Source organism: Paenibacillus sp. Marseille-Q7038 (assembly GCF_965111595.1).
This window is the reverse complement of the sequence record NZ_CBCOOM010000001.1, coordinates 823,941-836,755: the sequence shown is the minus strand read 5'-3', so window position 1 is coordinate 836,755 and position 12,815 is coordinate 823,941. Positions and strand designations below refer to the sequence as shown.

Annotated in this window: 14 protein-coding genes; 3 read left to right on the top strand and 11 right to left on the bottom strand. The window is 39.8% G+C overall.

Annotated elements, in window-relative coordinates:
- Positions 1 to 182 precede the first annotated feature (182 nt).
- From ACWPWY_RS04080 to ACWPWY_RS04060, 5 genes are all read right to left on the bottom strand, one after another.
- Positions 183 to 902, bottom strand: a complete 720-nt coding sequence (locus ACWPWY_RS04080) for a class I SAM-dependent methyltransferase (RefSeq protein ID WP_454190510.1) — start codon at positions 900 to 902, stop codon at positions 183 to 185.
- Positions 903 to 960: 58 nt separating this feature from the next.
- A complete protein-coding gene (locus ACWPWY_RS04075) occupies positions 961 to 1,923 on the bottom strand; it encodes an alpha/beta hydrolase (RefSeq protein ID WP_454190509.1) in 963 nt (320 codons plus the stop codon).
- 143 nt (positions 1,924 to 2,066) lie between these two features.
- Complete coding sequence (locus ACWPWY_RS04070) at positions 2,067 to 3,851, bottom strand: ATP-binding protein (RefSeq protein ID WP_454190508.1); 1,785 nt, start codon at positions 3,849 to 3,851, stop codon at positions 2,067 to 2,069.
- Between the two features lie 49 nt (positions 3,852 to 3,900).
- Entirely contained in the window at positions 3,901 to 4,236 is a 336-nt protein-coding gene (locus ACWPWY_RS04065) for a cobalamin B12-binding domain-containing protein (RefSeq protein WP_454190507.1), read from the bottom strand.
- On the bottom strand, positions 4,169 to 4,576 hold the full coding sequence (locus ACWPWY_RS04060; RefSeq protein ID WP_454190506.1) for a hypothetical protein: 408 nt from the start codon (positions 4,574 to 4,576) through the stop codon (positions 4,169 to 4,171). The genes ACWPWY_RS04065 and ACWPWY_RS04060 overlap by 68 nt, the downstream gene beginning before the upstream one ends.
- Positions 4,577 to 4,816: 240 nt before the next feature.
- Between ACWPWY_RS04060 and ACWPWY_RS04055 the strand changes: the two genes are divergently transcribed.
- Positions 4,817 to 6,171, top strand: a protein-coding gene (locus tag ACWPWY_RS04055) for an IS3 family transposase (protein ID WP_454190505.1) whose coding sequence is annotated in 2 segments (ribosomal slippage) — positions 4,817 to 5,270 and positions 5,270 to 6,171 — 1,356 coding nt in all. Because the reading frame shifts where the segments join, the coding sequence is not laid out codon by codon here.
- Positions 6,172 to 6,235: 64 nt separating this feature from the next.
- Here ACWPWY_RS04055 and ACWPWY_RS04050 read toward each other — a convergent pair.
- From ACWPWY_RS04050 to ACWPWY_RS04030, 5 genes are all read right to left on the bottom strand, one after another.
- Positions 6,236 to 6,691, bottom strand: coding sequence for a MarR family winged helix-turn-helix transcriptional regulator (locus tag ACWPWY_RS04050; protein WP_454190504.1), 456 nt, complete (start codon positions 6,689 to 6,691; stop codon positions 6,236 to 6,238).
- Positions 6,692 to 6,766: 75 nt separating this feature from the next.
- The gene (locus ACWPWY_RS04045; RefSeq protein ID WP_454192789.1) at positions 6,767 to 7,294 is read right to left on the bottom strand and encodes a GNAT family N-acetyltransferase; all 528 of its coding nucleotides are present in this window, start codon (positions 7,292 to 7,294) and stop codon (positions 6,767 to 6,769) included.
- A gap of 62 nt (positions 7,295 to 7,356) precedes the next feature.
- Positions 7,357 to 8,028 (bottom strand): ribose-5-phosphate isomerase RpiA, encoded by a 672-nt coding sequence (gene rpiA / locus ACWPWY_RS04040; RefSeq protein WP_454190503.1) that lies wholly within the window; start codon positions 8,026 to 8,028, stop codon positions 7,357 to 7,359.
- A gap of 180 nt (positions 8,029 to 8,208) precedes the next feature.
- Positions 8,209 to 8,811: a TraX family protein gene (locus tag ACWPWY_RS04035; RefSeq protein WP_454192788.1), complete on the bottom strand. Its 603-nt coding sequence runs from the start codon at positions 8,809 to 8,811 to the stop codon at positions 8,209 to 8,211.
- A gap of 93 nt (positions 8,812 to 8,904) precedes the next feature.
- The gene (locus tag ACWPWY_RS04030; RefSeq protein ID WP_454190502.1) at positions 8,905 to 9,369 is read right to left on the bottom strand and encodes a GNAT family N-acetyltransferase; all 465 of its coding nucleotides are present in this window, start codon (positions 9,367 to 9,369) and stop codon (positions 8,905 to 8,907) included.
- Positions 9,370 to 9,571: 202 nt separating this feature from the next.
- On the opposite strand from ACWPWY_RS04030, the gene ACWPWY_RS04025 reads away from it, so the two are divergent.
- Together ACWPWY_RS04025 and ACWPWY_RS04020 are read left to right on the top strand one after the other, a co-directional pair.
- Positions 9,572 to 10,042, top strand: coding sequence for a MarR family winged helix-turn-helix transcriptional regulator (locus ACWPWY_RS04025; RefSeq protein ID WP_454190501.1), 471 nt, complete (start codon positions 9,572 to 9,574; stop codon positions 10,040 to 10,042).
- Between the two features lie 65 nt (positions 10,043 to 10,107).
- Positions 10,108 to 11,304 (top strand): MFS transporter, encoded by a 1,197-nt coding sequence (locus tag ACWPWY_RS04020; protein WP_454190500.1) that lies wholly within the window; start codon positions 10,108 to 10,110, stop codon positions 11,302 to 11,304.
- Between the two features lie 58 nt (positions 11,305 to 11,362).
- On the opposite strand, the gene ACWPWY_RS04015 is transcribed toward ACWPWY_RS04020, so the two are convergent.
- Positions 11,363 to 12,643, bottom strand: a complete 1,281-nt coding sequence (locus tag ACWPWY_RS04015) for an MFS transporter (protein ID WP_454190499.1) — start codon at positions 12,641 to 12,643, stop codon at positions 11,363 to 11,365.
- Positions 12,644 to 12,815: the final 172 nt, after the last annotated feature.

The following is a 12,815-nucleotide window of genomic DNA, read 5'->3' as shown; positions in this document are numbered from 1 at the left end:
GTAAACGTTCTTCATATGTCAAATGTGATCATCCTCCTTTTCTTCTATGATATTTAATCTGAAGTGACACTTCACCGATTCACATATCTTAATTATAGAGCGAACTTACAACAGCTACAATCAAATGTTTGCACTTTTGTCCACAAAAAAACAACAGACTTCATCAGTCTGTTGTTTCTTAGCTATTTTCTTTTTCTAGCAGCAAACCGGAGCAACTGACAGCGGAATTCAGTTGGCTCTTCATACTTTTCTTCAGGAATAGCCTGTGTGACTCGCTCCGTAAATAAAATGTCCCAATCGTCTTGATAACGATGAGTTAATAAATCTTCAGCATATTGCGTAGGTAGATTTAATTCGATCAGTGGTTTAAGTGTTTCATGATCCGAAAGTTTAACTTCTTCCACCCCGGTACTCATGGTAATGAGATGTATTCCGCCAATGTTTGTAGCTTCCTGCATTCGGTCAAGAACCTGATGTAGTGCTTCTTCAGAGGATACATGTTCAAGACAAGAACAGGCAGCAATATAATCATACCGGTTTGGCCCAATTTCGTAATGTTCAATGTCTGCCCGCTCCGCCGTAATCAAGTGATCGACTTGATATTTTTTAGCATGATTATTCAAACTATCAATTGCTTCCTCTAGTAAATCTACCGCTACGATTGTACTATTCGTTTCACGCAATCTATCTGCTATCGCAATTGTATTTCTGCCTGCGCCCGCACCAAGATCCAACACCGTAAGTTGATCTTTAAATGCGATTAGACGGTCGAGCGTCTCCATTACGATCGGCATAGGACCGGCCATCCAAGTACCTTCTTCATAGAGATCGTGCTCTTTATAAAAATGACGATGATAAGTCTCCTCCATCTTGCGTGCTTCTTTAAATTGTTGTTCAGACATGGGTCCATCCCCTTTTCAAAATTGGTGTATGAACTACCATTACCCAATCCGAACCCTTTTATAGCCACTTTTCCGTTCTTATTTCCGTGCCTTGTCCCAAATACCGGGCTACAAAATCTTTCACATGACGTTTATAACCCTCTGGTTCTACTAGAAACGAAGTACCATGCGCAGCTTCAGGAACGATATACAGATATTTGTCACCGGCACTTTCTCGGTATAGCTCATGAGCCATCGAGGTAGGAACAAAGGTATCTGCACCCCCGTGAATATACAAAATTGGCAGATGTGTTCGTTTCACTTGCTTCAAGGCAGAGGCTTCCTGAAAACTATATCCGGCTTTCCATCTCGTATATAGACTGATCAGCGGGATGAATGGAAAGGAAGGAAGTTTGTACATCTGCTTCATCTGGTAAGACAATTCATCTTTGACCGAGGTGTATCCGCAATCAGATACGATTCCTTTCACTTGAGTGGGCAGTTTCTCACCGCTTGCCATCAGGACGGAAGCAGCCCCCATCGATATACCGTGCAGCAGGATTTCACTATCCTCTCCCGTCTTTTTAATCACAAAATCTATCCATCGCATATAATCAAGCCGGTCATGCCAGCCAAATCCAATATAGTCGCCTTCACTGGCCCCATGACCTCGATGATCTGGCATTAATACACGATAACCAAGCTCTTCTACATAAAAACGAGCGAACCCCGCCATCTCATATCCGCGGCCTGTGTACCCGTGAGATAAGATAACGATCTTGTTCTCATTTCCTTTTCCAGGTATCCAGGTGCCGCAAAGTTTTAATCCATCAAAAGAAGTGATCTCCACTTGCTCAGGTAATTGAGCTCTAATCCAAGCATAATCAGGACTCGTTGAAACCACTTTATCTCCCGCCACCTGTTCCGTATTCTTGAGGAGCATCGGTTTAGGCGCTCTTTTAATCGCTACTTTATAAAAATAGGAGACTGATGCCCAAAGCACGGCTGCAATAATAAGAAGAATTACAAGTAAAAACCACATCCAATGTCTCACCTCTATCTATTTATTTCATACCAGTTTTCGTAATCATGAAAGAGATTCACCTAGCACCTTATATTGTACTTAAACCGTCCGCTAATTCCTAACCTTGCAATTTTTTCAGTACACAAAAAAAGGTATCCTGATTACAAAATGAATACCTTTTTTGTAAATATTTTATTTTTAATGAATAGTGGAAGTAGATTCTTAATCTCCCTGCAAGCTTTCTCGTAAGCAGGTACCAGCCGTTCTAACAGTCGCTTAGGTTCTTCAAGACAACCCATTCTAGCAGATGATTCTATCTTTTCCAGCAGCATAGAGAATTGCTCAATTCCCAGACTAAGACTACTCGATTTCAAATCATGTGCTGTCTTCATCACTTCATCACATTGATTACTATTCAGATATTGATGTAATAGATCTATTTTACCCGGTGTATCTGCTTGATACATTTCAAGCAAAGTTTCTAATAAATCCCCCCTCTTCTCCTCACCAAGATTTAGTAACTCTGTAATCACTTCCTCATTTAGAATAGAATCATCTTGCAGTTCTGGGAGCCATCGTTGCATCATGTCTCTCAGTGTTTCTAGTGGGATCGGCTTAGACAAATAATCGTCCATACCTGCCTCAAGGCATTCTTTACGTTGCCTCTCTGTAACATTCCCAGTAAGTGCTATGATCGGTGTATGTGGACGCATTTCATCTTGTTCAATCTGCCGAATTTTTTTTGTTGCTTCCAGCCCATCAAGCTTTGGCATCATATGATCCATCAGAATGACAGAATATGGTTTGCTAAGAAAAGCAGCGACTGCTTCTTCTCCATTCTCTACCATATCTATATTCGTAATCCCAAGCTTATCTAACTGCACAAGAACAACCTTACGGTTAATACTGTTATCCTCTGCGATTAGAATCGGATGTTCTAGTGGAGGGCAGTGCAGGCAGTCCTTTGTCTCTAGTGACACCGCTGTTAAACGGTTAACTCCCGCTTCACTAGTGGTGGGTATCATAACAACTTCGTCATTAGACTTAACTTCAAAAGACACTTCAATCCAAAACGTAGCGCCTGCCCCATACTCACTAATGACACCAATCTGCCCACTCATAAGCTCTACAAAGTATTTACTGATGGAGAGCCCAAGGCCGGTTCCACCATACTTAGACTGTTGCCCCTCAAGTGTCTGGACATACGGTCTAAACAACTTAGGAAGATCTTCCTTGGCAATACCAATTCCCGTATCCGTAACTTCGATACGAATCTTTTGTTTATGATCATTCTCAGACAAAACCCGAATTCGGGTATAGATCGATCCATTCTGTGTAAATTTGATGGCATTCCCAACGAGATTCACTAGGATTTGAGTTACCCTGGTAGTATCTCCAATCAACATCTCAGATAAGGAGTCATCAATCTCCGTGTGGAGTCGATTACCTGATTTAGCCGCTTTAGCTGATAAAAGCAAATTGACATGCTTCGAAATCATTCGTAAGTTCATCTCAGCAGGATTCAATTTCATTTCTCCCGCTTCGAGCTTAGACAGATCTAATATATCATTGATGAGGTAGAGCAACAGTTGCGACGACTCCTGAATGACGGAAACGGATTGTCGCTGTTCCTCTGTAAGCGATGACATTAATAAAATCTCAGTCATACCCAAAATTCCATTCAAGGGAGTCCGAAACTCATGACTCAGCAAAGCCAGAAATTCACTTTTTGCTTCACTTACCTGAACTGCCTGACTCTTAGCATCATTCAGTCTTGAATTATTTTTGGCGAGTTCTCTCTGCAGAGTAACCAACTCATTATTCAAACTTGAAAACTCACTAAGTACACTCTGCTCATGCTCTCTATTCTTACTAATCTCCTTGTTAAGATCAGCAATGATATTTCTCAATTTTGTTATCTCGTGTTCATTAAATTTTGAGGGCATATCATCCCCCCTCTCTAATAGATCGCCTATAATGAAACACGAAGCAGTATTATTCTTCCTTTGAAGAAAGCAGGGAATAAGCTACTTCAATGGCACTACCGGTATCATGAGCATACCCGTCTGCCCCGATATTTTTCCAAAGTTCCGAGTCCATATTAAAAGGAAGGCCTCCAACGATAATAGACACATGCCTTGTTGCAGGGTTACTTCGTACCTCTGAAATTAATCGTTTAGCTAAATGAACATGAAAAGTCATCGTTACAGACAACGCAAGTACGTCCACATTATATTTTTGAATCGATTCAATAATACCTTCCTTAGGAACATTGGCACCTAAATAATAAGTGTCCCCTCTTTTCCTGAATACCTTTTTGTAAATAATCAAGGATAAGTTCTCGATCCATCACTTTATATGTTTCTTCTAAGATTTCTTGGATTAAAGTAAAGTTCATTCGCAAGTCTTCTTCAGTTACTTGATATCTCTCAACTAAAACTTTCAGCCAAGAAACATACTGTGTAAAAAGAGAGGGGCTTTTCATCAAAACACTTTCTACCAAAAAACTCAGACTATATTTTGTATCTTGTTTTGTTTTGATTTTGCCGGATTCACCAAATCTCAATTCTAAATCAGGTTGTATTTCATATTGCCTTTCTGTAATTTGTCCGGCGAGACGATCAACCTGTCGCAAGAGGAATTCACCAGCTGCATTATTGGTAACATTCATAAAAACGCAGCTCCCTTCTTGTGAAAAACGAATAGACTATTTAAGTCATATATAATAGATAATCTAGATAAATCAACATCCGTTTTTTCGTTTAATCTAGATCACTTTCAATTATTTAATTGTCCCATACTATAAAACAACATGCAAGTAAATGGCAATTCCATTCAAAAAAAACCGACCTGTTTGTGAACTGCACCCCAAATGTTAGACATCAACTAACATTGGAGGTGCAGTTTTTATATGGCTAAGTTTAGTTCAGATGAAAAATTACAAGCAGTTATGCGCTATCAAAATGGATCGGAAGGTATAAAATCGATTGCGAGATCTATAGGGATCCATCATTCCGTTTTATTAAATTGGATTAAACAATATGAGCACCATGGTGAAGAGGTTTTTAAAAAGCGCTATACACCGTATTCCTTACAGGATAAACTAGACGTACTTAATTATATGAACGAATTCGGGACGTCTGCTAGAGAAACGGCAGCAATATTTAATATTGCGAGTCATAGTACCATTTTAAGCTGGCAAGAGAGCTTAGAATTACATGGAATAGACGCCCTAAGACCAAAGAAAAAGGGGCGTACACCCGTGAAAAAAGAATCGATCAAACAAAAGAATCAACCGTTAGTAGAAGGGTCTGTAGAGGCCTTACAGGCAGAAGTGGAACGTTTACGAATGGAAAATGAGTATTTAAAAAAGTTAAATGCCTTAGTTCAAAACAAGAAAAAATCACCAAGGAAGACAAAGTAAAGGTCATCTATGAATTAAGGCATAAATACTCGGTGAAGGCGCTTGTGGCATTCGCTGCTATTCCACGAAGCACGTATTACGATGTAGTGAAGAAGCTAGATCGTCCAGATCCAGATGCTGATTTAAAGGCTGAAATCAAAGCGATTTACGAGGAACATGAAGGTCGATATGGCTATCGTCGCATTCGAGATGAACTAGCCAATCGTGGGCAAAAAGTGAATCATAAGAAAGTGCAACGTATCATGAAAGAATTAGGGTTAAAAAGCGTAGTTCGCATGAAAAAATATAAGTCGTACAAAGGAACAGTGGGCAAAATTGCACCAAATATTCTAAACCGTAACTTTACGGCAGAAGCTCCGAACGAAAAGTGGGTTACAGATATTACAGAATTTAAATTATTTGGTGAGAAGCTTTATTTATCACCTGTATTAGACTTGTTTAACGGTGAAATCATTTCCTACACAATTGGCTCTAGACCAACGTATTCACTCGTTTCTGAGATGCTAGAAAAAGCATTAGAATGTTTACCAGAGGATCACAAGTTAATGATGCATTCAGATCAAGGCTGGCATTATCAAATGAAATCATATCGCGAAGTTCTTCGAAAGAGAGGGATCACACAAAGTATGTCGCGTAAAGGTAACTGCTATGATAACTCAGTAATGGAGAATTTCTTTGGGATTATAAAGTCGGAACTCCTTTACTTAAAGGAATTTGAGAGTGTAGAACATTTTAAATTAGAACTAGAAAAATATATGAACTACTACAACACAAAACGATTGAAGGCAAAATTAAAAACGAGTCCGGTACAGTACCGAACTCGTTTTACCCAAGCTGCCTAATGAAATAACCGTGTCTAACATTTAGGGGTCACTTCATTGAGGTCGGTTTAACATATGATGTTCACTATTCGTTTGCCTGCCCACTCGCCGATAATCCAAGCTTCTTCAGCAGACGAATTGCTTCCATTTTCTCATCATCGGTTAGTCCTTGCTCTGCTTCCCTGATGACTTCATGATGCCCAGGAAAAATACGCTCAAAAAATGCAGTCCCCTCATCCGTCAGCTCTGCAAAGATTACCCTTCTATCTTCCAAGGAAGCTCTGCGTAATAACAAATTTTTACTTTGCAGCTTGTCCACTACATAAGTAATATTCCCGCTTGACATAAGTACCTTTTCTCCGATTTTTTGCAGAGGTTGAGGTCCCTTATGATATAACAAATCAAGCACTCCGAATTCCGTCGTATTTAAACCATGACTCTGAATGTCTCGAATAGATCTTGCAGTTACAGAGTTGTAGGCTCTGGCAAGAACCACAAACAACTGAAGCGATATATCTTTCTCATCGCGTAAATTAGACATAACCTTGCCTCCAATAGCCTCTATCAATAAATATATCCACTGTTCCACTTTACCCTTGGATCATGGAGTGAATCATTAGGATGAATGGTATGCTTCCCATTCCTCTCGCAACATCCCCATTCGGATCGAATCATAATAGATTCCGTCTACGATTCTGCACTTCCGCATACGGCCTTCTATTTGCATCCCTAGCTTTGTACCCACACTCATCATTCTTACATTTCCAGACCATGTAGTAAGACCTATACGAACAATAGGAAGAGCTTGAAACAAGTAAGCAATCCAGCAGGTCATGGCTTTTGTACCGCACCCATTGTTCCAGTCCGCTGCTTGGTACATCACTATTCCTGTCTCTATCCACATGGACTGAGGATCTTCAATATAGTAGGATAAACTCCCTATAATCTGTCCGTCTACTTCCATAATCACCCAATAAGGAACTTCCTTTGAAGTTGCCTTTTTAATGGTTTTCCGAAAATCTTCTCGGTTCTCACGCTCTAAGGGATAATAGGGTGCATCCCACTTTTTCCATTCTGGATTGGTTTCACCATGTATTAATTGATATAAATCATCAATATCTTGTTCTTCTATGGTGCGTAGAATTACATCATCTAGCTTCAGGAGAATTTGTCCGATGTCTTATCTTCCTCTCTTTGGAAAAGAAGCTACCTTTTTTTGATCTCAATTGACCCGTCACTGTGTGACACTACCACGGTATCAGCTAGATCGACAAACAGACCATTATCAACTACACCAGGAATCATATTCAATTTTTGATTAAGTGCCTCAGCATTAGAGATACGTCCAAGCAGACAGTCTGCAATATAGTTTCCGTTATCTGTCACAAATTTCTCTTCGCCGTTCATACGCCACTGTGGTCGGCATCCAAGCTGATCAAGTGCCTGAAATGTCCATTCAAATGCAAACGGAACAATCTCAATTGGCAATGGGAATTTACCAAGCGTATGAACGACTTTGCTCTCATCCACCACAATAATGAGACGTCTGCTGTTCATGGCAACAATTTTCTCACGCAGAAGCGCACCACCGCCACCTTTGATCAAATTCAATCTGCCATCGACTTCATCAGCACCATCAATCGTAAGGTCAAGTCTACCTACCTCAGCAAAAGGAATGAGGGGGATTCCTAATTCCCGTGCTTGATCTTCAGAAGCTTTGGATGTAGCTACGGTCTGAATATTCAGTCCTTCTTCCTTCACTCTTTCGCCTAGACGCTTGATAGCCCAATAGGCCGTAGATCCTGTTCCTAGTCCTACTTTCATTCCATCTTTAACGAAATCCACTGCTCTTTCAGCTGCTGCTTTTTTTAGTTCCACTAAATTCTCAACTCCCAATCTATGTTTAGCAAAACAAATCATTATACCACTTCGTGGAATAGACCATCTTATGTTCTATTGTAACCGATTCATAATAATGAAGGAATATCACCATAGAAAAAACAACACAAGATATGTACTCTATATTGCCTATTATAATAGGAAGCTTTCGCTATCGTGTTAAACCATTCGAATGATCGCAAGTACAGCAAGATGTAGCGGATAAAAGCTTACCCATAGCCAGCGCGGAACGGTAGAGCGAAATGAAGCTCCCTTATACATGAAGAATGCAATATATACCGTCGCAAGTGTGCTCCAGATTTGAAGTTCAGATACCACCATATCTGCAATATTAAGTAGCAAATGAGCACCAACCATGACCATACCTTCCGTATATCTAAAAATTAGAACGAGGAAGAGACCATAGATACCATAGTCCATCGTGGATAATTCCATGAGAATACCACAGATCATAATGATCAGAGCTTTACTAATTCCACTTGGGGACTTATCCAGCAGCTGAAGAACAAGCAGCGAAGACAGTAGGGTCCAGATAACATTCAAATTATAATGCTGAAAAGCGAGCATAAATGGGATCTGCGAAATGATAGCCAGCAAAAGTAAACGATAAGTATAGCGTTTCATATTACTTGTGTATTTATAACCAAGGTATGTCGAAAATGCATAAATCGGAAATGCAAGCCTTCCAATGATCCGAAATATGCCTTGATCCTGATAAAAAATAGCACCTATATGATCAATCAACATCGTAAGCATTGCAATCCAGTGCAGTATGAATCCCCCCTTATGTTCCGTAGCTGTATTATGCCATAAGGATTCTTCAGATTACAATGAATCCCAGATATACAGTCTTTATTATGTAAGAAGATCATAATGCCAAAATTCGTTGTCTCGTATGTACCCTTCAGACTCATATAACTTCTGGGCTACGCTATTATCTGCTAAAGTGGATAAAGTCAGTCCTTTCGCCCCTGTGCAGCGGGCCATATGTTCTGCTTCTTGAAGCAAAGCTCTCCCAGCTCCTGATCTTCTAGCCTCTTCTCTTACATAGAGATCATTTAAGATCCACAGAGACTGAAGTGATATGGACGAAAAGGAGGGATAGAGTTGCACAAAACCAACAGGCTCCTCTGTTCCTTTCATCTCCGCGTAAAAAATAACAGATTCACCTTTTTCCATTCTCTCCTTCAAAAAAACTTCCGCACGCTTTAGATCAGACTCCTGTCCATAGAATAGACGGTACTCATCAAATAAAATCGCAATCCTAGGTATGTCCTTATATTCAGCACGTTTCATCGTCAGCTTGTCCTTATTAGTCATGGCAATCCCTCTTTTCTAATGTTAGTCACTCTTAAATTGTAAGAAACAACAAAGCTTTATCATATATAGTTCTCACTGAAAAGTTTGCATTATTTGGAAGTATATATTCTTATAGTTTAACTCAACATATTCTTTGACACAAATAAAAACATTTAATAATATTAGTGTAACAAGTATTTGATGAGAGGGGGTAACTAACACGTTGAATAAGTTTGCACTTGAACATTCGCTTGGTTTTATGCTTGGCGTTGCTCACCGACGCTCTATTCATTTAATGAATCAACTTTTAAAAGAATACGATATTACAACGGAACAGTGGTCTGTTCTTTTTCACATCTACTCCCACGAAGGTTTGAATCAACGGGAGATTGCCTCCAAAGCATATAAGGATCAACCAACAACTACACGAATTATTGACATGCTGGAAAAGAAAAGTTTAGTCGTACGCAAACCGAATCCTGCTGATCGCAGAGCGTATGAACTATTTCTTACGGATGAAGGTGCTAATTTATGCCGTTCAATTCTTCCTCTTGAAGAGAAATTAAATGCGGATTTTACTGAGATCATTCCCGAAGAAGACATGAAAGTTTTTCTCCGAGTATTGAACGAATACCACAACCATGTGCAAAAACAACAAGAAGAGAACGAACAGAAAAAGAGCTCAAAGCAATAGGAGTAAATCAAAAGAACCCCTGCTGTGCAGAGCCGCTCTACAAATAAAGGAGATTATTCATAATTATGCAGCCAGAGAAAAACCGATTATGGACCAAAGAGTTCATTATACTAACTTTATGTAACTTTTTACTATTCTTACAACTTCACATGATTATCTCCACCTTACCGACTTACGTTCAGGGAGAATTTAAAGCCAGTTCATTCCAAGTGAGCTTATTCACTACCCTTTTTGCACTAAGTGCGATTGCGGCACGTCTTTATTCAGCCAAACAGCTGGAAAAAGGGAATCGAAATAAAATGATATATTGGGGTATTGTTATTATCTTGCTTGTCACCCTAGGCTATTATTTCGCTGCTGTAATGGGTGTGCTCCTTATTATGCGGATGATATTCGGCATTGGCTTTGGACTGAGCAGCACAGCCTTTCCTACCATGGCAACCGATGTCATCCCTGTTAAAAGAATGGGTGAAGGAATGGGATATTTCGGACTATCCACCAGTCTAGCCATGTCAATTGGTCCTGTTCTCGGACTTGCCATTCTGAACTCATCCGGATTTACTGTGCTTACGTGGGCTACTGCACTTGTCATCCTCATTATCGCGCCGCTAAGTTATATACTGACATCAAAAAGTCCAATATCGAAAGAACCTTATGAATCGCCTGTTACAGATGAAACAAAAACAGGATTTAATAAAGCGCTCCTTATACCTTCAGTTCTTAATATGCTGCTCGCTGTCACTTATGGTGGAATCGTCAGCTTTATTGCTCTATTCGGTAAAGAAAATGGGATCGATAACGCTGCTTTATTTTTCTTGTTTAACGCTTTGGCTATTCTTATTGTCCGTCCTTTTGCAGGACGCATCTATGATACAAAAGGTCACCTTGCTCTTGTAATCCCTGGATCTATATTCGTCATTGCAGGGCTCGTACTCCTTTCTAACATTAGTTCGACAACAGGTTTATTTATGTCCGCTTTCCTATTCGGTCTTGGATATGGTACACTTCAGCCTTCTTTTCAGACCTGGATGATTCAAGTTGTATCTCCAGCGCAAAGAGGTCTCGCCAATGGCATGTTTTTAAATAGTCTTGATTTTGGAATCGCGCTTGGTTCATTGATCCTTGGACTTATCGCTACTTTTACAGGATACCATCTAATGTTTCGTTACTCAGCTCTCTTCGTCCTTCTTCTACTCATCATTTATATTGTTCACATGAGTAAGGCTAGAAGAACAAAAATCAATCAAACTACATCTATGTAAACGACCTTACATATACAGCAAAGCCCATTCTATCGACTGAAGGAATGGGCTTTGTAATTTATGCCTTACGTTTGACTCTAACGAAGCTTTTCCCGCCTAATCGGTAATGCTTGCTGCCTTTACTCTTTCCAGAACCGCTACCTTCATTTTGTTTCGGTTTTATTGCAAACAACGTGAGTAACGCTCCTACAGCTGCAACACCTGCTAATATGGAGAACAACATAAAATGGGAGGTGTTTAACAGCAACGAAATGACAGGCGGCCCGAGAGATACCCCAATAAAACGCATACTGCTGAATAAAGAAGTGATTGTTCCTCTATGTTCCTTCTCTACACCTTCCGTAATTAGCGTATCCAGACATGGCAAAGTTGCGCCAATACCGATTCCTCCAACCGTAAAAACGCCCACCACATAATAAATGGATTTTGAAAAACCCATCGTAAATAAAGCTGCTGTCAAAATGACGAGTCCAATAAACCCAATCCACTTCATTCGTGATTTATGACTGCCGATTATTTTACCGCTCACAAAAGAAGATAAACAAAGCATTGCCAAGGGGATTGCCAGTACAAAACCTTTTGTTATGCCATCTATACCGTATTTGGTCTCAAGGATTTCAGATAAGTAAAAAAGCACACCGAAAATAACAAACATACAAATACAACCCACCGCAAAAATAGCGTATAACCAGCGCCCTTTTTCTACCATCACTTCTTTGAGGGAGCGAAGAAATTCTCGCAAAGGTGGTACTTCTTTATGTTTCTTTGGTGTTTTCACTAAAAAAATGACTAGTAATAAAGAAATAATACAGAGTGTGGGAATCATTAAAAATGGTGAATACCATAACCAGGCTCCAAGCGCTGCCCCAATGATTGGACTAAGCACTTTACCAAAAGTATTGGATGTTTCAACGATTCCCAAACTAGCACTTACTTCTTTTTCGTCACTAAACATATCCCCTACTAGTGGAATAACAATGGGAAAAGCTCCAGCCGCTCCGATACCTTGTAATAACCTTCCGCCTATAATCGTCCAGTAAGCAGCCCCGTCTGCCATGAGCCAGGCAGCGACTCCCGAAATAGCTCCGCCTATAGCTGCTATCGCAAGAGAAGGAATAATAACCGCTTTTCTTCCGAAACGATCTGATAAGTACCCGGCTATGGGAATTAAAATGATGGCAACTACGGCATACACCGTAATCAGCATACTCACTTGAAAAGTAGAAACTCCCAGTTCCTTGCCGATCTTCGGTAAAATAGGGATTAAGGCTGAATTACCTAAAGTCATAATAAACGGAATTGAGGCTAGAGCAGCTAGATCCCATTTCTTTTCTTTCATTACATATCCACCTCAGCTGCTTTAGGTTATTCATTTGACCTAATTATGATCAGCATACGAAATAACATTAGGATCAAACGACGTTCTTAATATGGTTTTGTCACTTCAAAATTATGCAGTCATTGATGTTATCAAATGTTATCAAACACAAAAAAGAAGACGCTGCGTTTAT